The following is a 23,623-nucleotide window of genomic DNA, read 5'->3' as shown; positions in this document are numbered from 1 at the left end:
TGTATCGCTGTAACCTTTTTTTGTTTGAAACCTCTTTGATTTATTTTAAAAGAGTTTTCTGTACAATTCATCGACACGGCTAACGGGTATCAGCCTGATGTTTTCTGGATGAGTACTAATTTTATTGTATTTAGAAACCACCATTTCAGTAAAACCCAATCGTTCGGCTTCAGCAATGCGCGTTTCGATGCGACTTACCGGACGCACCTCGCCAGAAAGGCCCACTTCAGCAGCAAAGCAGAGGGTAGGCAATAAAGCTACATCTTCGTTAGAGCTGAGAATACTGGCCACTATACTGGCATCGAGGGCAGGGTCGTCAACCCTTATACCTCCTGCAATGTTGAGAAACACGTCCTTTTGACCGAGTCTAAAGCCACAACGCTTTTCTAATACAGCAAGCAGCATATTCAACCGGCGTACATCAAAACCTGTTGCGCTGCGCTGTGGAGTGCCATACACGGCTGAGCTCACCAATGCCTGTACTTCAACGGGCAGAGGCCTTACGCCTTCGAGAGTCATACATACAGTATTTCCACTCAGCGATTCCCGATCGGCCGAGAGCAGCACATCTGATGGATTGTTCACTGCTTCGAGCCCACCCGATTTCATTTCGTAGATGCCTATTTCAGAGGTAGAACCAAATCGATTTTTCTGGGCTCTAAGGATTCTGAAAAAGTGATTTCTGTCGCCTTCGAATTGGAGCACCACATCTACCATGTGTTCGAGCACTTTAGGACCAGCAATTTGTCCATCTTTGGTAATGTGTCCTATCAGAAATACCGGCACATCATTGCTCTTAGCATAGCGCATAAACTCGGTAGCTGATTCCCTAATTTGACTCACACTTCCAGGTGCGGAATCCAGAGCTTCGGAGTAGAGGGTTTGAATGGAATCAACAACCACAATATCAGGTTGAATTCTACGTATTTCATCGAATATTCTGCCTACAGCTGTTTCTGATAAAATCAGACACTCTCCACTGCCGCCAGCTATACGTTCGGCACGCATCCTGATTTGATGAGGACTCTCTTCGCCACTCACGTAGAGCACTTTGATTTCTCGTTGTCGGAGTGCCACTTGCAGCATTAGCGTAGATTTGCCTATGCCAGGTTCACCGCCTACCAGTACCAGTGAGCCGGGAACAATTCCGCCACCTAATACGCGATCGAGCTCAACATCGCCCGAAGGCAAGCGAATCTCATCCCTTTGTTCAATGTTTTTTAGTTCTACCGCAGAATTGGGAATCGTAGATGTGTGGCGAATTCCACCCCATGCAGGCATTTTTTTTTCTGGCTGTAAAACTTCCTCTACGAGTGTATTCCATTCACCACAAGCTGTGCATTTGCCCATCCACTTAGAATGCACGCTGCCGCAGCTTTGGCATACAAAAGCCGTTTTAATCTTGGCCATCAGACTCAAAGTCAATCATTTTACACTTCGGTGAAAGTTGATTTATCACCTCATCCCAGTCAGATTCATTGATAAGTGCTATACCATCGACCGGGTATAGAGCTGCCAGCGTAAGGGCAAATCCGGGTACAGGCTCACCTTCTGAATAGTCAAAGGGATAGACAAGCACTCGTGTAGCGCAGTCTTCAGAAAGTGTAACAAGGCGAATGATGTTTTCGAAAGTAGGTGAATGCGGAAAACCATTTACCAACGCTACTTTATTGCCTAAGAAAGTTTGAATGTTAACAGTGCGGATCAATCCCTCGGCTGTATAAATTTTATTAAATAAAAAGTCGATGGTACTCATGTCAAAAAAATATCCTTTTCTAGGTGCAATTCTAATTGATTTTCAACGAATAAAAAAACACCTGTTTGTATTAAAATTTATTGAATTAAGAAGCTCTTTTTTCCTAAATTAATTTAAATCAAGCATTTACGTATATTAAATGATTTGGCGAAAAAAACTTATTTGTGGATTAGATAGAAATATAAATTGTTTTTTGTCAAGCTATACAAATTAATTTATTTACATGCGTTGGATTACTAATAAAAAATCCGGATTGAGCATACTTTTCTCAATCCGGATATGGATATTTTTCTTTTTAAAAGTTATCGACGTATAGTAACCTTGCTATGCCACTGATGACCGAAGGCGTCGGAAACCTCCAAGACATAAATTCCTACGGGATACTGATGTAGAGGTACAAAGATGCGATTGCCTGCTTGTAAGTCAATTTGATCATCTAATACCAATTTTCCGGTTAAATCTATCATGCGCACTTTTATTCTTCCTTCGAACTCGGGCAAGTCTATGAAGATGAAATCTTTAGCCGGGTTTGGATACAGGGCAGGTTGTGGCTTTGAAGGCGTGTTTTCACTTACACTTACCAAACAATTGGGATGAGTGTCGAAAGCCTGAGTGCCATCACTACGGCTTGTTGCCTGTCCTTGATTTGCACTGAAACCTAGACCGCGCTTGGCAAAAGCAGCCCATATAGCGCAAGAGTTCTGACCGTTGTATAGTAGCGTATCGGCCTGTAGTATGGCGTCGCGTGAATCAACAAAACCAGGGTTACACTTCTGCAGTTTCAGACCTTCCATCACCAGTCTGAAAGCGATATTGTTACCACCATTGCCATAGTATAAATCATTGTCGAAGCCATGTATATCTACCAGATTCCAGAACATTTCCCAGACCATTGTAGCCCATACGGTACCTATACCATGAGGTATTGATGCGGTTTTAATGTTGTCGTAGGTCAGGTTGTTTTGTGATGTTGAGGTAGAGTAGGGCGCTTGCCTAATGCCTTGACCGTTGGTGTTTTGACCGATTAAGAATGTACTTATACCTCTTCGCTGAGTTGATGTATTAGAGCTGGTGGTAGTAAAAAACAGACCAAACAGGTCGCTCCATCCTTCGCCGGCTTGCTCTTGATTGCTAAGGCAGTTGCTATTTGAAGCTCCACCGGTCAGGCGTGTGGAAATTCCGTGTCCGTATTCGTGTAGTACGACGCCATTGTCGAATGAGGAGTCAAATGATATAGAACTGTCGCGTAGCGATACATACACGGCCGGGTATTGAGTGAGCAACTGTTTCAGAATGTTTCCGGCACCTTGTGTTGTCATTCCGGAAGGAATGTTTATCCCTGTTCCCGTACCACCCATTGCAATAGGGTTTCCGGATACATTGTTAGCGACAATTACACCTATAGCTCCTGCCTGCTGAGCATTGAGTATTTTGTTTGCGAATGTGCAGGTACCCCGATCGATAAGTACGATTTTTCCTTGCAGGTTTTGTTGGGTGTTTTGGCAGCCAAGTGTGGGATCGGCGCTGCCATCGTTCATAAGCACCAACTGGCCTGAAACAGGATTCGTGCTAAGCTGCGGGCCGATGCTGGCAGGAACGAGTGGATAGTTGGCCACTACTGGTGAATCTACTCTTAGACCGGAAGACGACTGCGAAGTCTGTGGCCAGAGATACATTTGCATTCTGGGGCGCTGTCCGTCGGGCGGAGTAGAGAAGTTGGCATTGCTCGTGCCACCACCATCCATTGCTTCGGCGCGCACATCGTCATTGCCAATACCTCCACGTCCGTAATTGTTGACCTGAAAATTGCCTGCAGCTTCTGTGAATCCGTATTGATAAAAAACGTCGTGAGCGATGTTGTTCATGTAAAACAGGTTAGTCACCGCTGCAGGCATACTTTGAATGGCAGGGGCTGTAAAATTCACAGGAAAGTCGAAATAGAGGCTATCACCACCATTTGGGCTAAACCCGGGCGTATTGGCATTTGCTTGGTCTTCATAGGCGTGTACGTTGTTGCCTCGAGTGATGGTAAACTCTTTAAGATTTGTAGTGTTGCGCGTATGCCAGCCGTAAGGCGATGCCATACTATCGTGCGGATCTGTAATGAGAGTGCGAGGGCCGTGATTAGGACTTTCATAGGGCAACCCAAAAACATTATACGTTGCACCTGTAAGAGCTCCTTTTTTAGGCGAGCTTTTTAATACGGGTTTAATGTTTTGAAAACCAAAAGAAAGAATGCGATCGGAGGTTTCAGTCGTCTGGCATTCGGCAGTCCAGTTGTTTTTTTCAATGAATTTTCCATTAATAGCATTAATGCGGATGTTCCACCAGTCAGATGAACCACTAGGCTGTATTACGATATTCCAAACTGGTATAAGTTGGTCGACTGCATCGAGCCAATACTTTTCGGCAAGTAACTTCTCCTGGCTAATTCCCTGATTATCAAATTCTATTACCAGATTTTTTTCTTGTCTTGAGAGAATGGATGGGGCGGGTTTATCGATTCCCAAATGATCCAAGGCGGCACGAAGGGCAGCTTCAGGTGCAATTAGATGAGAATGAATACGTTTAACTTTTTTGCTTAGGTTGGTAACAGCATTTGAGTTTGCTACTCGTATTTTCCCGTCTTTGGTATATGCAGTAGATATTACGCCATTAAAAATAGGTATGCCTTGATACATCTGCTCCCAATACACATAGGTAAGTCCCGTTTTTGCGTCGCTGTGGTATGATGAAATCCGCAGTTCTTCCAGGTCTTTTTCTGTATGAATTTTCTGATTTATCAGAAAATCTCTTACTGTGCTGGCATTTGGAACATTGTTTTGTGCATTGATTATCAGCCCAAAACAAGTTGTAACTATTAGACTTAAAAACCGAATAGTCATTTTCATGCAAATTAATTTTTTCAAATATAGCAGGAAATTTAAACGTTAAATAATTATTACTAAACTTACAAGAAAAAGAAAAAGCCGCTCAAAAAAAGCGGCTTTTTGAAACTTACAGTAAGATTTTTGAATCAGAAAAGGTGTTGGGCGTCTCGGTATCCCGGGAGGTTCAGATACCAATCGGTAAACAGCTCACCATTGCTTTGTGCCCAATCTGCAAGTTTTTTATAAGCTTTTAAAATATCGGTTTTTTCGGTCGGATAATCAAATTTAACTGGTAGGTGAATTGCCCAGGGCAGATTGCTTTTTGTTACGTAGTATCTACTTTGAGCAGGCTTTGTATCGTCGTCGATGGTTCCGAAGAGTTGGGGATTAGCAAGTACTGTGGGTGGCATACCAGGCAGGTGTATTTCCTGACCGCGGATTTTTCCTTTTATAAGGAAAGGATTGACGGTAATAGTGGGTGGGCCTACGAAAGATTTTGTTGTTACAGTGGGTTCTTGTCCACCGATTTGGATACGTGCCACAGGAACGGGCTGATTGAAAAGTATGGTAATTACGATTGTGTCTGATGTCCCAGGTTGATAGCCAGGAGTTGTGTTAAAGGTCGGCTGACTTCCCCAGTTAACACATTTAATGGCATTGTCGAAAGGAATGATCACTGCATTGCTGTGGCCTGCCTCTAAACCGTTAGCAGCGAGGTTGATATATCCTTCGAAAAGTTTCATACCAGTAACGGAAGCCACGCGGTTAGCAGGTATGTTTTCAAATGAAATTCCGAATCCGGATGGAATTGAAGCTCCAATAGCGCGAATATAAAGTTTGAATTTGAGGTCAACCATCTGATTTTCAGCGTTGGTGGCATATTCCATTTGATAGTCCACCACAAGGTCGTTGAAATCGTAATCACCCAGAGCGGGCCAAAGGTCTTCGAAGGCAAAAGTGCCGAACGTGTTAGCTGCTGGGCTAAAATTTCTGAATGCACGTGTGGGGTCATTGGGAAAGGCATCGTCGTTATCTGCCACACCATCTCCATCAGTATCGGTTATGATGTTGTTTGGTATACATCCCATTGCTGGATCAGCTGCATATGTTCCAGGGATTATAATGTCATCAGAAATGATTCGAGAACTTCCTCCCTGACCAATAAAGCTGATCATGATTTTAATCGGAACTTGTGAGTTTTGAATTTCTGAAGGTACTGGAATGGTTAATTGAACGATATTGGTGTTTATAGTAGGCCAAGCATATGTAAAAAACGGATTAATACTTCCCTCGTATGTGCTTGTGTTTTGATTATTTACATTTATATACGACACAATTATGCCACGAGTGGTTCCATTGGCTGCACTGAGTCTCAACTTAATGGACAATTCGGAGCCAAGGTTTCTCACCCATGGAGATTTAATCCAGAAAGCAGTTGGACTATTTGATGTGGCCTGTCCCGATTGCATGCTCCAGTTACCGCTGATGCGTATGGACGTGTTTGTATAAGTTACACCTCCAAATGTCCAACAATTTGCAGCATCGATGTTGCGGTTACCAGACTCAGCATTTAGCACTACTTGTGCATTCGACCATTGAAATAGGGAGGTAAAAAGGGAAATGAAAAATATCTTTTTCATGACTTTCATGATTTATAATTTTATTCTTCGGATAGTTCAGGAATTGGTATAAACTGAGCTGAATTTCCTTGAATTTTGATTTCTTTTTCTACGATTCCATAGCGCACCTGTATCCGCTTTACATGTCCCGGCAGGTTGAGCTGAAAGTTTTTGTTATCCTTCATCGTGTGTCTTACTTTCAGTAACTCGGTGTTGTCGGGTAGGCTCGTTATGACTAAAACCCCTGTTGATCCGGGAACAATGGTAGATACACCGACAAATTCCAATGTAAAAACTTTAGAAGTATTCCATTTGAAATTTGGCGATACTGTTAAATCCTTGAACTCAGTCGGAGTAGGAGGAATAAGTGTTTCCTTTTCTTTTTTACAACTGATCAAGGTGAATGATATTAAACCTAACACCAAAAAAACCTTTCTCATGATTTTTGTTTTTAGTCGTCATAAAAATTATTATGCCAAAAATAAAAATGCTGATATTCAATAAAGTATAACAATTATCACAATAGAAAAACTCCAAAAATTATATAAAATTCCAAAAATTGGAAAAATTGAATTATTCTCTATCCTGATACACCTTTGCAGGAATTAAATAATTCAATCGTACCATATTGTATATCTATCCGAAGAATTTAACCGATATCCTCGAGTACAAGGCTATAGCTGAATACATCAGCCATAAGTGTGTACTGAGTAAGGCTGCTGAAGCCTTGCGACAGATTACACCCAATACAGATTACCAACAGCTACATGCTGAGCTCAATGCCGTTCAAGAAGTAATGCTCCTCACAAATCGCACTTCCGGTATTCCGGGACTTGGCCACGAAGATTGTACAAGGGCCTTCAAAATTTTGAAAACCGGTAGCGGAACGGTGGATGAAAAGGGTTTCATGGCAATTCGCCAGCTGAGTGAAGCTTTTGACAATGTGTTTAAATTTTTATTTCAAAACAGAGAATTAGCTCCAATGCTCTGGAAGCTGGTAGAGAAACGTCCTCCAGAGCCACAAATTATAGCATTGATTGACAAGGTCTTTGATCCCAGAGGTAATATAAAATCTTCGGCCTCTTCTTTACTAGCCTCCATACGAGAAGAGCTACAACGAAAAAGACAACAAAGCGATAAATTATTTTATAAAATCGTTCATCGCTTAGAGTCAAGCGGCATACTTGCTGACTTCAAAGAATCGGTGCACGAGAACAGGCGTGTTCTTGCTGTACTCGCCAGCCATAAGAATAAGGTAAATGGCATCTTCCATGGCAGCAGCGGAAAAAATATGGTCGTTTTTGTAGAGCCGCCTGAAACGATTGAAATTAACAACGAAATAGCGCGCTTGGCTGACGACGAAAGGCGCGAAATTCTCCGGATTTTAACGGAGCTCACTTATCAACTCTCTGTCTTTTATCCGGTTCTTTCGGAAATGGAGGAAATCCTGGTTCACTTAGATACCTTGAAAGCCCGCGCTGCATTTGGCATCGAAACAGGAGGATGTGTCCCTCAAGTGATGGAGTCACCCTCTGTAATAAAAATTGTTAACGGATACAACCCGGCTCTCTTGCTGCACAACAGACAACGAAATAAGCCTACTATACCTCTCACCATTGAGCTCAACCGCCACCATCGGGTAATGGTAATTTCCGGACCAAATGCCGGTGGAAAATCGGTAGCCATGAAAACCGTAGGTCTGCTGGTACTCATGCTTCAGAGTGGCATACCAATACCAGTGGCTCCAGAAAGTAGTTTCGGTTTGATACATAGTATCTTTGGCGATATAGGCGATGCACAGAGCATTGAAAATGAACTCTCTACATACAGCTCGCGCCTGAATAAAATGAAGCACATACTTCGTAGGATGGGCAAAAAGTCGCTCATCCTTATTGATGAATTTGGCAGCGGCAGCGACCCCGAGTTAGGATCAGCTATTGCAATGGTTTTCTTGGAAGAAATTCAGAAATCAGGTGCTTTAGGAGTAATTACTACTCACTTTAACAAAATAAAGGCCTTAGCTGCTCAACTTTCGAATGTGCAAAATGCCTCCATGCAATTTGACAGAGAAACTCTTCAGCCGCTTTATCAGCTACACATTGGGGCACCGGGCAGTTCTTACACCTTCGAAGTAGCTCAGAATGTTGGTATTCCTCGAGAAATTATTGATCGCGCTAAAGAGAAACTCGAAAATTCGACTGTCGAGGTTGACCGCCTTTTGGTGAGTATTCAGCAAGAGAAGCAAAACCTTGAGTTACAAACCAAACAATTGGAAAAACGACTCGAAGAGCTTTCAAAGCTAAAAGAAACACAAGAGAAGAAAATCCGACGCCTGGAAGAAAAACTCGAAAAACAAAGCGAAATAAACCGCCGGCAGAGTGAAAAATTGATGTGGGGCAGTCGTTTTAGTCAATTGGTAAATATGTGGGAGCAAAATCCAACATCGGCCAATAAAAAAATTATTAGCCAGAAATTCTGGCGACTCCTGCAGGAAAAGGCTGCTGAGAACGCTAAGAAACGAGAAGCTGAGGCAACTGTAAAGGCTGAAACTAAGTCAAAAAATCTAAAAAGACTACTCAATACCCCGGTAAATGTGGGAGATCAGGTAAAGCTACTCGAAAACAACCTCATCGGTCAACTCGTTGATGTGAAAAAAGACAAATACCATATCAGACTTGGCAATATGGTGGCCATACTCGATCGGAATCAATTTATTCCGCTGATTACCAAAAAGAAAAAAGCTGCGAAACAGAAAACGTCGTCAGAGGATACCCCTGCTTCTAATACTTAAGTGTACAAGACGATAAAATCTCCCGACTGTAGTTCGATGGTTTGACCCGATTTAATTGTGCGCTTTTGTTCGGTCATTAGGTCATTCCATTCGCCGTGAATAATTTCTAAATCGGGTACAATGGCTGATTCCTTCCCTAAATTAGTGATTACCAATATCTTTTTGTCGTTTAGTGTACGCATATAAATGTAGAGATTTTTATAATCGCCGTTGTCGAGCCGCAGAAAGTCGCCCGTGGGGCAAGCGGCTGCCACGGTCGGGTGGCTGATAAATAGCCCAAATACTTTTTTATAGAAATCTGTAAGCTCATAAGTGTTCCATGAAACCGGGTCGCGGTCAAAAAAGTTTAGGCGCTTTTTCAAAGCTGCTTCTTGACCTGTATAAATCATAGGAACCGCATTAGGCAGAAAAGCCATCGTCACAAACATAGCTTTGTGGAGTTCTCCAAGTCGTTCGAATTCGGTACCGTTCCAGCTGTTTTCGTCGTGATTACTGGTAAAATACATGCGCTGCATGTTTTTTCGGTAGCTTTCGCGTTGCTGTGTTTCGAGGTAGTTGTCAATTGATTCAGCAGTTGAGTCTCCGGCTGCTATCCGATTCATGATGTGATGCAGTGTCCAGCCGTAGGTAGCATGAAAATTTTCATACAATTCAATACCTTCAGCCTCGGCGAGTAGGTACAAAGGTTTAATCTGCTGAAGTTCTTTAAAAGCTGATGCCCAGAAATTAGCCGGAACTAACTCGGCCACATCGCATCGGAAGCCATCAATATCCGTTTCAAAAATCCAGAACTTCATTTCATTTTTCATAGCTTCTCTCAGCGCCGGGTTGCTGTAGTTCAATTGTGCCACATCGCTCCAGTCGGGTATCGGCGACAGGATTACACCGTTTTCGTCCTGCTTGTACCAGTCCGGATGTTCGGTGATCCATGGATGGTCCCAGGCAGTGTGATTGGCTACCCAGTCGAGTATAACGCGCATTCCGAGGCGATGTGCCTCATTCACCATGGCTCTGAAGTCGTCAAGTGTGCCGTATTCTTCGCTTACTTCTCGGTAATTGGCGATGCTATAATAGCTTCCCAACTTGCCTTTTCGATGGAGTTTTCCGATAGGTTGTATGGGCATAATCCATAATATTTTCACATTCATTTCAGCGAGGCGAGGCAGGTGGGTTTTAAAGGCATTAATTGTGCCTTCAGGGGTATATTGCCTGATGTTGACCTGATAAATTGGGGCGCTCTTTGCCCACTCCGGAAGCTCTAGTCCCTGATTTTTACAACCATTATCCGCTTGTTCTTGGGTATTTTTATTCTTACAAGAAAATGTAGATAAGGTCAGAAAGCTTATGAGCGGCAAATAAAAAATTGCTTTTTTAAAATTCATAGCACATATGTTTAAGAAAAATCAGTAGATTACGTTTCAAAAAAGCCATATATTAAAAACTCGTCACAAACTAATTACAAAATTTCTTTGCAGTAACAATTTATCAGCTGAATGATCAGAAAAGTTGACTTACGCAGTGATACCGTTACACGTCCGACCCCTTCCATGCTACAGGCCATGATGAAAGCTGATGTGGGTGATGATGTGATTGATAAAGATCCTACAACCCAAAAACTCGAAGAGATGGCAGCCTCTATTTGGGGTTTTGATGCTGCTTTGTTCTGTCCTTCGGGCACTATGTGCAATCAAATTGCCATTATGGTTCACACTAAGCCCGGGGATGAGGTGATCTGTCATCGACTTTCACATATTTATTGGTACGAAGGAGGCGGAATCGCTGCTAATGCACTTTGTAGTGTTAGGCTGTTGGATGGCGAAAATGGTATAATCTCTCCTGAATCGCTTGCATACAATATTAATTCTGTAGATGAACATCACGCGCATTCGGCCTTGCTGTCTCTTGAAAATACAGTGAATAAAGCAGGAGGCACTTGTTACACAGCAGCACAAATACGCACCTTAGCTGAAGAAGGTCAACGCTTGGGCCTAAAAGTTCACCTCGATGGAGCTCGAATTTACAATGCATTGATATACAACAACGAACAGCCTGCCGATTACCATCGCTCGGTCGATTCAATGAGTATTTGTTTGTCGAAAGGTTTGGGATGTCCAGTTGGGAGCTTGCTCCTTGGTTCAGCCGATTTTATCGTTAAAGCTAAGCGCATTCGCAAGCGATTGGGCGGAGGGATGCGCCAAAGCGGTTTTTTAGCAGCTGCGGGGATTTATGCTCTTCAAAACCATATCCATCGCCTTGCTGACGACCATGCAAGAGCACGCAAATTGGCTGATGGACTTAGAGTTTCAAGTTGGGTTTCAGAGGTCGTATCCCCACAGACAAACATAGTCATTTTTAAAACCAAGAAAAATCCGTCAGAGGTAGCTGAAAAACTCGAAATGCATGGCATTCGTCTTATTCATATGTGTCAGGGATGGCTTCGATTAGTCACACACCTCGACATCTCTGACGACGATATCGAATATTGCCTAACTATTTTCAGATCGATGGAAAAATGAATTATTTTGCATAAATAATGAAAAAAAATATTCTAATAATTAAATGATTTTTGACAACTGATTTTCTTTTTAAATATTTTGTGAAATATTTTCGATAATTGATCAAAGGATTATAAGGTTTTCATCACTTTTTTATGCCATTTTATTTGTTTTTTATAAATGTTAGCTCAAAAAATATATTCAGTCAAAAAAATTCTAATTATCATGTAATACAATTAATTAATATTTTTGATCGATGGTTTATGAAAATTAATTTAATGCTGAAGTATTTACTTTAATATTCTATGCATTTTAATATATTTTTGTATGTTTTTTAAAAAGTAATTGGTTCCATGAATATTTGTTCCAATTGTCAGAAATTGTTTGAAGGAAATTACTGTCCAAATTGTGGAATGTAAAACAAGGTTCCTAAAATCAATTTTTCTTATTTAATAGGAGAAATCATGAAAGTTTTCATGCTTGAAAAAGGATTATTACTCACCATTCGTGACTTTATTTTTTATCCCGGAAGATCTGCTTATACATATCTTTTTGTAAACAGAAGAAAATATGTCTCCCCTCTCATTTTTCTACTTGTTACATCTCTGATTTATTCTTTCATTAACAAGTATTATCACGTAGAGGAAAAAGTTGTTTTAGATTTGGAAATAAACAGTCAAGATGACCGCTCCGTAAAATTTACGAATAAAAGTCTTAAATGGATTCAGGACAATTATGGATATGCGAATTTGCTAATGGGTATTATGATTGCATTCTTTATTTGGTTTTTATTTAGAAAAAAAGAGCTTAATTTCTTCGAAATATTTGCAATTTTATGTTATTTTATGGGAGTTGGAATGTTATTTTATACAATAGCTGCTCTCACCAAAGTTTTTCTGCGTTTAGATCTTTACACCACTATCACAATTATTATGTTGGCGTATGTGACAATATCTATTGCATCTCTTTATAAACCTATTGCAAAAATTAATTATTTCAAGGTATTAATTGCATATATTCTTGGTTTTGTATTTTTTTACATTATTTTTATGATTGTATATTTCTCGATCCATGCTGTATGAATTGTTGTGTTTAATTTATTATATTTATAAAAAATTTCATACTATGCAAGTGAAAACTCTCTTAGCCGTACTTTTATTAACATCGTGTACTTCATCTAAAACACTTCTTCAGATAACAATGATTAAACATGAATGTGGTGGTGCATTTGGGCAAGCACTTGCAGCCGAAACTTTGACTAAAACGGGTGATATATTTTATGTTTCAAAAGACAATCGTCGACCAAAAGCTGTAAAAGTATCCAAAGAGAATTTGCTGGTAGTAAAGGGTAAAAAGGGTGAAGTTAAACTCTTCCATCCTGAAAAAATCCTCACTGATGTTCAATTATCAAGTGAAGCCTGCGATCGCTGGCGAGCTACACCTGATGCCTCATTCAGGCTTCAAAAAGGTATCCATCTCCTACCGGTTTATTTTGAAGTCATTTGTAACCCATGTTTATTTCCTCAACCATAAAATGCAGATGGTTTTCTACAAATGATTTTGAAAAGCTAATCAATAAAGAAAAACATCAAATTTTGATGTCTGCGAAATTTCCAGTGATAACTACTTATTAATATTACGTTTTTTATTAAAAAAGCGATGAAATTTCAATGTTAAATAATTCAATAGAAAACTTTTTTAAAGGGGTTTAATGCAGCTTTACTAGGGAAGAAAACTGAAAACTCGCAGCAAAGTTTTCCATAAATTTTCTGGTCAATTCAAAGTCTCCGGGTTCGGCGTGTGCTTGATTTTCTGTGAGAAAGTTGATGTAACCGCTCGGTCCGTCAAACATGGTATTTACATTCATCCACAGGGTGATTTTGTACTTTTTACCAGCTTCAAACTGATAACTTTTGTCAAATGAAATCTTACTGATTCGCAGCAATGTATTGGTGCCAGGGTGGTATGAACAAGGAATTGAAGGGTTGTAATCTTTAGCTCTGAGCTCCATGAGCACGAAGCGATATTGCATGTTCCAATTCCAATGCATATTGAAGAAAGCGCTCAAGGGATGCTCTCTCGGAAAGTCCACCGGGTTTTTTGAATTTGCTATGCTGTCGAGGCCTGGATAAAATTCAAGGCTGCTGTAAGTGCCCGGCTGTACCTGAACCTTTACATGGTGATGCTCTGGCTCGAGCATGCGCATCAGTGCCAGTACAGAATCAGTATGTCTAGTTTCACCGTTTTGATTGAGAAACCTTACGTGACTTATGTAAAATTTAAGTTCTTGGATATTAATGGTCCGATTATCTGCTAATTTGAAATCCGTATTCATGGCTACCTCAGAGGTGCCGTTATAGAGTTTAAATTGAATGGTTACTTCGGCTAAAGGTGGTTTTTCGTCCGGATTGTCCTTTTTACAGGACCACATCCCAATCATTAAAAAGATTGAAAGAGTAAAAAATTTTTTCATTGAAGATCGATATAAAGTTTGTTAAAAACGCTTCGCATACTGTCTTGTGACGAGAGGGTGAAGGATGTACCGCCAATGATGGGGCGTTGATACAGGTTATAAAGATTAATTACGCTGTCAAGGCCAATATAGCATTCAAACACAATCCGATTTTGATTGTCTATGTTGAAATTCTTGAGCTGGAAGAGGTTAACTGGCTTGAAGTTTTGGAGGTTACGTACTCTGATGCTGAAAGGCTTGGTTCTCGAAGCGGAGTCGGCTACAGAGCTATCTGTCACAGTGCCAACCATTTGAAAAAAGTCATATCCTGCATCTTTTTCCCAAATAGAAGTGTTAGCCAGAGGATGGTTTGCCGGGTAATTCTCGGGTCGGGTACCATAATTAATTACGCTGTCGAGGCCGAGGAAGTATCCGTATCCGCCATTGGTGTAAGTGCCTGCACGCATGTAACCGGCTGGTGTGATGCCGGCATATGTGGCTGTGAAAAAGTGCCTCTTTCTCAATAAAGTATCGGTGTAAAAGGTATCAGTAGAAGTGGAGACGTAAAAGTTTGAAAACAGCACATGAACCGATTGGATGCGCACATAAGTATTGAAGTCTGTTTTAAAAACAGTATCAGGCGAAACCATAGAACCGCGATAGAAAAACACCGGTCCCACATAAATATTTCTTCTTTCGTATTGAAAATCAAGAGTTTCTTTAATGTCTTTGTTACAGCCAATAAGTAGAGTACTAAGTAGGAGGGCCACTAAGATTTTCCTGGTCATGCATGTATTTTGTAGAAACACAAATGTACAAAATCACCTATCGAAAAATATGCTTTTTGAAATACTAAGCAACTAAAAGATGAAACCGAATGGTTAAAAGCTAAATGCCTGCAATAAAAACATGTAAAATCTTTTATTCAGCTGAATGTATTCCAGGTCTTATGATTTTTGGCTGTTGAAAGGATTCGCTCTGTTCGATGGCATCCATAATGAGCTTCATGATGTTTTCAGGTGAGTCGTCGTAGTCTATGATCAATGGAGGCTTTATTGTAACCTTAAGCGTCACACCTTTCTTTTTTATTAAAAGTCCTTTTTTATCAAAAGCCCTTCTAAAACCATCAATTACAATAGGTATCACAATAGGTTTGGCTAATTTAATAATTTGGGCTGTCCCTCTACGACCGATAGCGTAGGGCTTAGTGGTGCCTTGTGGGAAGGTAATTACCCAGCCCGATTTTAGTGCTTTCATAATTTTTTCAATGTCGCGTGGATCCACACCACGGCTTATTTCTTTGCCGGCCTCCCGCCATGTGCGCTTAATGGATACCGACCCGGCGTACTCAAAAATTTTGGGCAGCAGCCCAGCCTTCATGGTTTCTTTGGCAGCTATAAAGTAAATGTTGAGTTTAGGATTGAAAATAAACCAAGGAAAGTTGATACGGTCATAGACACCGTATTTAGCACAGTTAAAAACATTATACAGAAAGGCTACATCGGCAAAATAGGTTTGATGGTTACTTACAAAGAGCACACCTGTTTCGGGCAAATCTTTTAATATTCGCGAGCCTTTAATTTTATTTTTAAACAAGATATTGAAGCGAAATTGTGTGATAATGCCAAAGACAAAAATCACCAGTCGCTTAATAAGGTATGAATATCCAAATGGGTCTCGGAATTTCAAATTTAATTGAGATTTAATCGTTTGGGCAAAGCTACATTTTTTCAAAATTTTGAATAAAACTTTTAATGAGTACGTGAATTTCAGCCAGTACCATAGCGGTAGCTCCCCAGATGATGTGACCTGAAAGCTCTATTGCCGGTACTCTGAGACTAAAACCGCGAACATCAACCGAATGCATTTCGAAGCAAGGCTCTTGTGCTAAACGTAACAGTGGTAGGTACACAATATCGGCTACTTCATTTGGATCTGGATAGCACTTCATGATTGTATCACAACGGTAAGCAAAGGGGTACATTAAAAAATTGCTCGGAGGTATGTACAGCTCTGTAAGGGGCGTAAGCAGCTGTCGTTCGTTGACGGAAATGCCTACTTCTTCATACAGTTCGCGAATGCTGGTTTCAATCAGCGACTCACCTCCATCTCTTCTGCCGCCGGGAAAACTTATTTGAGCAGAATGAACTCCTGCATATTCCTTTCTTTTGATGAGCACTATGCGATACTCACCCGAATAAACTTTTTCGAATACTACAGCCACTGCCGAAATTTTTGGCTGTATTTGCAACTTATTGATTTCTGAAGCTTTTACACGACCTTTTAGTGCAACAAGCTCATGAGCTGCTTCGCCAGGTAAGGTGGGTCTTGTCTTTAGAAATTCAAGAAATGCATCTTGCCAATTCGATTTGCTCATGGGAGCAGTTGAATGACCACTTTGGTTTTTACAAAGGCATCTGTACCAGTCATTTGATTGTATTGCTTGTTAAGGGTTTCAAATTCTGACTTTACCAACAGTCCGGAGGCAGGGTCGATATAGGTTTTACCAGGAGGCGAAGTTTCGTCGCCAACTACTTCGGTGTCGAGTTCCAGCAAACCGTTTACTACGCCGGCAACTGTGTACATGATTTGAAACTTTGAGTTTCTAAAAGTGATTTCGTTTATCCAACTATCGCCTATGCGCACAGGCTTTCCGGGTAATTCAATAAAGATATTGCTAAATCCTGCTGCAAAATCGCTTCCGTCTGGGGTTTGAATTTTAGGTCTTTTTGTCACCTTTCCGGTCTTGGTCAGCTCAAATTTGTATGTTTCCTGTAAGAGAGAGCTCATAAACATCGCCATCATTCCACCTCTACCTTCGGGTATAGCATCCTTGCGATCGCTGTCATAATCAATGCTCCAGCGCGGATTTTCTTGTTTAAACTTCATCCTAAGCAGTTTTATTTCAGCTTCGTAGCCTTCATTAGTCGATTTTGTGATGGTAACGCTTTGATTGAAAAGCAACTCACCTCTAAAAATACCGGTAGTCAAAGCCTCATCCGAATACCCATTAGTAAGCAGCTGGTTGGAATATTTAATGGTTTGCCCTTCGTTTAGCCTGAGCAATAAGCTGTTATCGCTTTTAAACGAAAGCAGTGAAATCACAAAGGCTGTTGATGTAACAAATTTTTTCATTTTAAAAAATTTCTTTTATACAAAACAATGAAACGTAGATCATCTGTTTAATCGCAAATGAATTCTTTAAATATGTTGTCAATTGACAGAGATGATCACGTTGATAAAAAATCTCTTGCAAAAGTAGGCGCGTTTGGGCTTTTGTTTTTAGTAGTTATTAATTTGATTTTTTACAACAAAAGACATATTCGCATATCCCCTGATGAAGTGCATTTTACTCAATCGGCCTGGATCTATTTTAAAAATATTCGCTCTTATTATTACAACAAATCTATTGACTCTGCCTCTGGTTTTGAAATTTACAAACATCGAAAATTAACTGCATCGCTCGGTGAAAAAGACCTGAACATCCGATTGATCGTCTCTCATCGGGAACAGATGGCCTTTTTGTATCCCGAATTTCCTCAGATCAAACAGAAACTTGAGAGCGTTCAAATCATTACTTCAGGAGATACAATACAACTCTTTCCAGCGGATGCTTTTGAGATGAAGGAAAACTTTATAAAACTACTACCTGCTGTTGAGGAGGGTGAGTCTTTTCAACTGTATTTAAATGGTCAGATGTACACCAATACAATGTATGCACATAAAAAAGCCAGGAAATACCTGGCACAGATGATTTATGACTACTTAAAGCTAACCTCAGGCAAGTAATTACAGCCTAAGTGTTTGGGCACGGTCGGGACCTACTGATACAATGGTGATTTTCACTCCTGTCTGTTGCTCGATGAATTCGACGTATTGTTTCAGTTCTTTAGGCGCGTCCTTATAATCAGTAAGTTTGGTAATATCGGTTTTCCAACCGGGCAATTCCACATATACGGGTTTTAGGAATTGCTCGTCGGGCTGATAAGGCAAGTAATCGATTTTTTCTCCTTTGTACTTGTAATGAGTGGCTACCTTAATAGTGTCAAAAATGCTGAGCACATCGGCTTTCATCATCATCATCTCCGTAACACCATTGATTTCGATGGCGTATTTAAGGGCGGGAAGGTCGAGCCAACCGCAACGGCGGGGGCGACCTGTGGTAGAGCCATATTCTTTACCATGTTGGCGAATGAGCTCTCCGGTTTCGTCATGAAGCTCTGTGGGAAATGGTCCACTGCCCACGCGTGTAGCATAGGCTTTGAAAATCCCGATCACCTTTCGAATTTTTGTGGGTGGTATGCCCAATCCATTGCAAGCTCCCGAGGCTGTCGTGTTTGAAGAGGTTACAAAGGGATAAGTGCCAAAGTCTATATCAAGCATTGAACCTTGTGCGCCTTCTGCAAGGATGCATTTACCTGCCTTCAGTTCACGATGAAGATAGTGCTCACTGTCAATGAGTTGTAGTTTTTTAAATCGTTCGATGGCTTCCATCCATTCCTCTTCGAGCTGTGGCAGATGGGTGTAATCGTAGTTGTAATTGTTTAGTAGTTGCTTGTGCTTGGCTACCAGTTGGTTGTACTTATCAGTAAAGTAAGGCAGTTCAATGTCGCCTACTCGTATGCCATTCCGACCGGTTTTGTCCATATAGGTAGGGCCAATACCCTTGAGGGTTGAGCCAATTTTGTTTTTGCCTTTTGAAGCTTCAGAGGCGGCATCGAGTAAGCGATGTGTTGGCAGTATGAGATGTGCTCTGCGAGATATTAAGATTCTCTGACGGGCAGTGGGGTCAATTTTCTCAAGGGTTTCGAGTTCTTTTAAAAAGATCACCGGATCGATGACTACGCCATTGCCAACCAGATTTATAGCATTGGTGTGGAAGACTCCTGATGGAATGGTGTGCAACACGTGTTTAATGCCTTCAAATTCAAGGGTGTGACCAGCATTAGGACCTCCTTGAAATCGCGCGATGATGTCGTACCCTTTGGTCAGTACATCCACGATTTTTCCTTTGCCCTCATCGCCCCATTGAAGGCCGAGTAGTACGTCTATTGCCATGTTTAGTCTTATTGATGATGTGTTGATGGATTATTTTTCAGTTTTTTCGGGTGATGTTTTTTGAGCGTAGAAGTAAAGCGTGTGGCTCATTACCTTCACGCCAAAAATTTCTTCTACCGTGTTGCGAATCAATTGGATACGCGGGTCGCAAAATTCGATGATTTCGCCGGTATCTTGGATAATGATATGGTCGTGTTGTTTATTAAAATATGATTTTTCGTAAAAACTTTGATTTTGACCGAATTGATGCTTGCGTACCAGATTGCATTCGAGCAGCAGTTCTATGGTGTTGTAGAGCGTGGCGCGACTAACCCGGTAATTTTTGTTTTTCATGCGTACGTATAGCGTTTCTATGTCAAAGTGCTCGGTATTGACATAGATTTCTTCTAAAATAGCATAGCGCTCAGGAGTCTTGCGCTGTCCTTTCTTCTCCAGATATTCGGTAAAGACCTTTTTTACCGTCTCGAATTGTTCTTTTTTTATGTCTTTGCTGTGCATACGGAGCAAAAATATTGTATTGTACGCGATGGTTTGCTTAAGTGAAGAAACAAGAAAAGCATTTATTTGCATTTCTTAGCACCTGCTTAAGCTTACTTTTGGCCATATAGCGCAATAGACTGTTTTCGAAAGGATACCTAAATGATTTTCTACTTTTTAAAAAACTTTGCTTTTCTGCTGTTGCTCAATGTGTTGATAAAGCCTTTTTGGGTTTTTTTCATCGATATTCCGGTGCAAAATGCAGTGGGGCACGATGTATATGGCATGTATTTCACAGCTTTCAATTTTGCTTTTATTTTTTCTATATTTTCAGATATGGGTTTAAACCATTTTAATAATATTCACCTGGCTGATAAATCGATTCAAAAAGAATTTTCATATGCATCCGTTTTACCATTAAAGTTACTTTTTTCTTTAATCTATGTTCTTATAGCATCAATTTTTTCAGTTATAATTTTCGATAATAAGAAAATTATCTTTTTAGTATTCATTTCTTCGATCTTTCATGCTCTCACAAATTTAATTCTTTTTTTGCGCACATATTTGTCATCTCATATGCAATTTAAAAACGATTCTTTTTATTCAATATTCGATAAAATTATTTCGACAATAATACTTGGAATTCTTTTGTATTTCTCTTATCCAAATACCATTTCAATTGAAACATTTTTATATGTGCAAATTATTTCACTACTTTTTAGTGTCATGCTTTTGATTATAATATTGAAAAAACATTTGAATTTTTCCTTTCGAAATTTTTCTTTAAACACATACTGGTTTAAAGAGGCACTTCCGTATACTCTACTCATTTTTGTTATGGGAATTTACACAAGAATAGATAGCACTTTGATTCAACTACTGACAGAGAAAAGATTTGCAGGCATATATGCTGCCAGTTTTAGACTCATAGATTTTTTATCGCAATATGGGTATTTGTCTTCGGTAATATTACTGCCTCTTTTTTCCAGTTTAAAAGTTAAACAAACTGAATCAATAAGATTGCTACAATCAATTATTTTTATCATGATTTATACCGGATATGCAATAGCTTTTTTATTTATGTTAATATCTACTAAATTCATCCATATTTTGTACAATGAAGATACAAGAACTATCGCTGAAATTTTTCAAATACACCTAATGGCATATCCTTTCATTATTTCAAATTTTGTCCTAGGTTCCTTTTTAACAGCTAATCGACAAATCCGATATTTAATTCGTATATCAGTGATTGCTGCTTTCTTCCAGATACTTGGCAATTATTTTCTCATAAAATTATATAATGTAAATGGTGCATCAGTCGGGATGGTTCTAACAAATATGTTTATATTTTTTGCTCAATTCTATTGGATCTTTCGAAAGTTTAATCTTGAAAATATGATCTATAAAAAAATTCAAATGTTAGTCGTTTTGGGGTTGGCCGTCTCATTATTTTTCTTTTACAATAAGGTGGGTTTTAATGTATTGATGGTTTTCTTTTTATCGGGGGGAGCCGTTTGGATTTACACGATGCGCAAAGTGCTGTCAAAAACAGTTTTGGACAAGCCTTTTTTTAAATTAAAGTGATAAAAAAGCATAAAATATCTTGTTACGTTTGTAGGTTTGGCAAAAATTCTCATTTCTGATGAAACATTCTAAGAAGCATCGAAATATTTTTGACTCAACCGGGATTATTTTATTTGCTTGGAAATGGCGTAAGCCGCTGATTATCATATCACTATCTGCTGCAGTTTTATCTTTTATCTTTTCCTCACCTCCATTCGTTTATCCGAGATACAAGAGTACTGTAATACTATTTCCTTCAACCACCTACTCCGTTTCTAAAGCACTTCTTCCACAGCAATTTGGCGTAAATCAAGACGTGCTTCAGTTTGGTGAGGAGCAACAAGCCGAACAACTCCTGCAAATTTTAAATTCGGATGAAATCAAAAACAGAATTATTGAGGAATTTGACTTGATGCGTCATTATCGAATCAATCCGAAAGCGAAGTATAAATACACAAAGCTTCAAAAGAAGTACAACAAAAATATCTCCTTTCGCCGTACAGAGTTCATGTCAGTTGAGATAAAGGTGCTCGATGAATCGCCTGACACTGCAGCATTGATTGCCAATCGAATAGCAGAGCTGCTAGATGAGGTGAAAAACAAGATTCAAAAAGAGCGTGCAGTGAAAGCATTAGCCATCGTCGAAAATGAATATCTTTCGCTAAAAAAGGAAATCGAAGACAAAGAACATCAGCTTACAGAGCTCAGATTCAAAGGTGTGCACGATTACGAGCGGCAAGTAGCTGCCCTGACTGAGCAACTCGGCAGTGCCATTGTAAAGGAGGGCCCTGGCAGTCGAAAGGCTCGTGAAATCCAAAATATGCTCGATACCTTGGCAAAATATGGTGGCCTTTATGTTTCGCTGCGCGATGAATTGTCTTTGCTGAAAGAGGAATTAGTAAAACTTAAAACAAAATACGATCAGGCCAAGGTGGATGTAAACGAATTTCTGCCGGCTACTTTCAAAGTAAATATGGCCTATCCGGCTGAACGCAAGACGTATCCTGTGCGAAGCCTGATAGTGTTATTGAGCTTTTTGAGCTCGCTGGTATTTACAATGATTGTTTTAGCCGTGGTTGAAAACATTCGCCAAAACAATAGGGAAGATTGAAAAATCTGTCCAAAAAGACAATTATATATGGTGCAGGTATTTTTTACCTGATTTGTGTTGCCATATTTACCGCCACTGAGAATTATTTATTGATGGTCATTCCCTTCGGATTGGCTTTGGCAGCACTTACTTTCCTTGCGATGGACAAAGTTTTGTGGTTTCTGCTGCTGAGCACCCCATTTTCAGTGGAGATTTATTTCGAAGATCTAAAATCTGCAATCGGTGTACCGGGAGAGCCTTTTATGGCCGGGCTACTTATCTTATTTATTCTTAAAATATTCGTAGAAGGGAAATTCCAGCCAAAGTTTTCAGCCCACCCCATGTCGCTTACCCTGGTGATTTATCTTTTTTGGATGTTTTTCACCTCGCTCACCAGCAGTATGCCTTTTGTGTCGTTTAAATATTTTTTAGCCAGGCTTTGGTTTGTTGTCGTTTTTTATTTCCTTTTTTCATTGTTATTGAAGAAGAGGGAAAATTTAAAAACCTTCTATTGGTTTTACATGGCTCCATTAACGGTTGTTGTTATTTACACTTTGGTCAGACATATTGAATTTGGCCTCACCAAGCAAGCCAGTACATGGGTTATGACTCCATTTTTCAGAGAGCATACCAACTATGGAGCAGCCCTTGCCATGTATGTCCCGGTGAGTTTTGCTTTTGCTTTTTTTATCAAGGACAAGCTCTGGATACGAATTCTTTATTTTCTGGTTTCTGGCATCTTACTGGCAGGTCTAATTCTTTCATTTACCCGTGCAGCTTGGCTGAGTGTGTTGGCAGCGACAGGAGTATTATTGATTTTGGTATTAAGAATCAAATGGTACGCTGTGGTAGCGGCATTTTCCCTTGTGATAGGAGTAATCCTTTACAATTGGACGGATATCTACATGGTGCTCTCTAAAAATCAAAAAGTATCGAGTGACGACTTAGGCGAGCACGTAACATCAGCTACAAATATTAGCACAGATGTATCGAATCTGGAGCGAATCAATCGCTGGAAATCGGCTATACGAATGTTTAAGGAGCGACCTGTTGTCGGTTGGGGCCCCGGTACCTACATGTTTCAATATGCACCTTTTCAAAAGCCGCATGAAAAAACCATCATTTCCACAAACAATGCTGACTTAGGCAATGCACACAGCGAGTATCTCGGGCCATTGGCTGAAATGGGGGTACCGGGCCTGGTATTGGTGCTTCTCATTGTGCTTCAGATATTCATTTTGGGCCATAAAATGTACAATTCTGAACTAAATCAAGAAACAAAAGTTCTGGTGCTCGCGGCATTTTTAGGCCTTATCACATACTTTTCCCACGGTTTACTGAACAATTTTTTAGACATCGATAAATCAGCAGTGTCAGTATTTTCTTTCATATCTCTTTTGGTGTGCGCCGACGTTTATTACTTAAATGAAAAAAAGAAAAATAGTTAAT

The 23,623-nt window shown here is 40.0% G+C and carries 21 protein-coding genes and 1 pseudogene; 9 read left to right on the top strand and 13 right to left on the bottom strand.

Translation table 11 applies throughout. The features are described 5' to 3' along the window. Positions 1 to 45: 45 nt before the first annotated feature. From radA to ACK4EX_RS00905, 5 genes and pseudogenes are all read right to left on the bottom strand, one after another. Complete coding sequence (gene radA, locus ACK4EX_RS00925) at positions 46 to 1,410, bottom strand: DNA repair protein RadA (protein ID WP_409768855.1); 1,365 nt, start codon at positions 1,408 to 1,410, stop codon at positions 46 to 48. After that, positions 1,397 to 1,756, bottom strand: a complete 360-nt coding sequence (locus ACK4EX_RS00920; protein ID WP_124398105.1) for a hypothetical protein — start codon at positions 1,754 to 1,756, stop codon at positions 1,397 to 1,399. Before ACK4EX_RS00920 ends, radA begins: the two co-directional genes overlap by 14 nt. A gap of 302 nt (positions 1,757 to 2,058) precedes the next feature. Next, positions 2,059 to 4,647 carry a T9SS-dependent M36 family metallopeptidase gene (locus ACK4EX_RS00915; RefSeq protein WP_409768853.1) on the bottom strand — a complete coding sequence of 863 codons (2,589 nt, stop codon included), beginning with the start codon at positions 4,645 to 4,647 and terminating at the stop codon, positions 2,059 to 2,061. Positions 4,648 to 4,826: 179 nt separating this feature from the next. Continuing rightward, positions 4,827 to 5,714, bottom strand: a pseudogene (locus ACK4EX_RS00910) (LruC domain-containing protein); the annotation flags it as partial. 572 nt (positions 5,715 to 6,286) lie between these two features. Further along, on the bottom strand, positions 6,287 to 6,430 hold the full coding sequence (locus tag ACK4EX_RS00905) for a hypothetical protein (RefSeq protein WP_409768851.1): 144 nt from the start codon (positions 6,428 to 6,430) through the stop codon (positions 6,287 to 6,289). A gap of 46 nt (positions 6,431 to 6,476) precedes the next feature. Here ACK4EX_RS00905 and ACK4EX_RS00900 point away from each other — a divergent pair, with 46 nt between their 5' ends. Together ACK4EX_RS00900 and ACK4EX_RS00895 are read left to right on the top strand one after the other, a co-directional pair. Then, complete coding sequence (locus tag ACK4EX_RS00900) at positions 6,477 to 6,749, top strand: hypothetical protein (RefSeq protein ID WP_409768849.1); 273 nt, start codon at positions 6,477 to 6,479, stop codon at positions 6,747 to 6,749. Positions 6,750 to 6,873: 124 nt separating this feature from the next. Next, positions 6,874 to 9,036, top strand: a complete 2,163-nt coding sequence (locus tag ACK4EX_RS00895) for an endonuclease MutS2 (RefSeq protein ID WP_409768847.1) — start codon at positions 6,874 to 6,876, stop codon at positions 9,034 to 9,036. On the opposite strand, the gene ACK4EX_RS00890 is transcribed toward ACK4EX_RS00895, so the two are convergent. Further along, positions 9,033 to 10,418 (bottom strand): alpha-amylase family glycosyl hydrolase, encoded by a 1,386-nt coding sequence (locus ACK4EX_RS00890; protein WP_409768845.1) that lies wholly within the window; start codon positions 10,416 to 10,418, stop codon positions 9,033 to 9,035. The two genes, ACK4EX_RS00895 and ACK4EX_RS00890, sit on opposite strands and share 4 nt — an antisense overlap. 111 nt (positions 10,419 to 10,529) lie before the next feature. Here ACK4EX_RS00890 and ACK4EX_RS00885 point away from each other — a divergent pair, with 111 nt between their 5' ends. The 3 genes from ACK4EX_RS00885 to ACK4EX_RS00875 all read left to right on the top strand — a co-directional run bounded on the left by ACK4EX_RS00885 (position 10,530) and on the right by ACK4EX_RS00875 (position 13,064). Then, positions 10,530 to 11,552, top strand: coding sequence for a threonine aldolase family protein (locus ACK4EX_RS00885; RefSeq protein ID WP_409768843.1), 1,023 nt, complete (start codon positions 10,530 to 10,532; stop codon positions 11,550 to 11,552). A 455-nt stretch (positions 11,553 to 12,007) separates the two neighbouring features. Further along, positions 12,008 to 12,613, top strand: a complete 606-nt coding sequence (locus tag ACK4EX_RS00880) for a DUF3667 domain-containing protein (protein WP_409768841.1) — start codon at positions 12,008 to 12,010, stop codon at positions 12,611 to 12,613. A gap of 118 nt (positions 12,614 to 12,731) precedes the next feature. After that, positions 12,732 to 13,064 (top strand): hypothetical protein, encoded by a 333-nt coding sequence (locus ACK4EX_RS00875; RefSeq protein ID WP_409768839.1) that lies wholly within the window; start codon positions 12,732 to 12,734, stop codon positions 13,062 to 13,064. A 175-nt stretch (positions 13,065 to 13,239) separates the two neighbouring features. Here the strand turns inward: ACK4EX_RS00875 and ACK4EX_RS00870 are convergent, their stop codons facing one another. From ACK4EX_RS00870 to ACK4EX_RS00850, 5 genes are all read right to left on the bottom strand, one after another. After that, entirely contained in the window at positions 13,240 to 14,004 is a 765-nt protein-coding gene (locus tag ACK4EX_RS00870) for an MbnP family protein (protein ID WP_409768837.1), read from the bottom strand. Next, on the bottom strand, positions 14,001 to 14,771 hold the full coding sequence (locus ACK4EX_RS00865; RefSeq protein ID WP_409768835.1) for a hypothetical protein: 771 nt from the start codon (positions 14,769 to 14,771) through the stop codon (positions 14,001 to 14,003). Before ACK4EX_RS00865 ends, ACK4EX_RS00870 begins: the two co-directional genes overlap by 4 nt. 133 nt (positions 14,772 to 14,904) lie before the next feature. Further along, entirely contained in the window at positions 14,905 to 15,672 is a 768-nt protein-coding gene (locus tag ACK4EX_RS00860) for a lysophospholipid acyltransferase family protein (RefSeq protein ID WP_409768833.1), read from the bottom strand. A gap of 31 nt (positions 15,673 to 15,703) precedes the next feature. Further along, the gene (locus ACK4EX_RS00855; protein WP_409768831.1) at positions 15,704 to 16,360 is read right to left on the bottom strand and encodes an NUDIX hydrolase; all 657 of its coding nucleotides are present in this window, start codon (positions 16,358 to 16,360) and stop codon (positions 15,704 to 15,706) included. Beyond that, positions 16,357 to 17,118, bottom strand: coding sequence for a hypothetical protein (locus tag ACK4EX_RS00850; RefSeq protein ID WP_409768829.1), 762 nt, complete (start codon positions 17,116 to 17,118; stop codon positions 16,357 to 16,359). The genes ACK4EX_RS00855 and ACK4EX_RS00850 overlap by 4 nt, the downstream gene beginning before the upstream one ends. A 57-nt stretch (positions 17,119 to 17,175) precedes the next feature. Here ACK4EX_RS00850 and ACK4EX_RS00845 point away from each other — a divergent pair, with 57 nt between their 5' ends. Then, complete coding sequence (locus ACK4EX_RS00845) at positions 17,176 to 17,772, top strand: hypothetical protein (RefSeq protein ID WP_409768827.1); 597 nt, start codon at positions 17,176 to 17,178, stop codon at positions 17,770 to 17,772. Here ACK4EX_RS00845 and ACK4EX_RS00840 read toward each other — a convergent pair whose 3' ends face one another. Beyond that, positions 17,773 to 19,041, bottom strand: coding sequence for an adenylosuccinate synthase (locus ACK4EX_RS00840; RefSeq protein ID WP_409768825.1), 1,269 nt, complete (start codon positions 19,039 to 19,041; stop codon positions 17,773 to 17,775). Between the two features lie 30 nt (positions 19,042 to 19,071). After that, positions 19,072 to 19,539 (bottom strand): Fur family transcriptional regulator, encoded by a 468-nt coding sequence (locus ACK4EX_RS00835; RefSeq protein ID WP_409768823.1) that lies wholly within the window; start codon positions 19,537 to 19,539, stop codon positions 19,072 to 19,074. Positions 19,540 to 19,680: 141 nt separating this feature from the next. Here ACK4EX_RS00835 and ACK4EX_RS00830 point away from each other — a divergent pair, with 141 nt between their 5' ends. Genes ACK4EX_RS00830 through ACK4EX_RS00820 form a run of 3 tightly spaced genes read left to right on the top strand, consistent with a single transcriptional unit; the run spans position 19,681 to position 23,622 of the window. Beyond that, positions 19,681 to 21,105: an oligosaccharide flippase family protein gene (locus tag ACK4EX_RS00830; RefSeq protein WP_409768821.1), complete on the top strand. Its 1,425-nt coding sequence runs from the start codon at positions 19,681 to 19,683 to the stop codon at positions 21,103 to 21,105. A gap of 58 nt (positions 21,106 to 21,163) precedes the next feature. After that, on the top strand, positions 21,164 to 22,195 hold the full coding sequence (locus ACK4EX_RS00825) for a hypothetical protein (RefSeq protein ID WP_409768819.1): 1,032 nt from the start codon (positions 21,164 to 21,166) through the stop codon (positions 22,193 to 22,195). Continuing rightward, positions 22,192 to 23,622 (top strand): O-antigen ligase family protein, encoded by a 1,431-nt coding sequence (locus ACK4EX_RS00820; protein WP_409768817.1) that lies wholly within the window; start codon positions 22,192 to 22,194, stop codon positions 23,620 to 23,622. Before ACK4EX_RS00825 ends, ACK4EX_RS00820 begins: the two co-directional genes overlap by 4 nt. Position 23,623 lies beyond the last annotated feature (1 nt).

It is taken from the genome of Thermaurantimonas sp. (genome assembly GCF_046299575.1).
In the GTDB taxonomy this organism is placed as follows: domain Bacteria; phylum Bacteroidota; class Bacteroidia; order Flavobacteriales; family Schleiferiaceae; genus Thermaurantimonas.
Note: the sequence above shows the minus strand (reverse complement) of the source record. Positions and strands in the feature narration are given on the sequence as shown.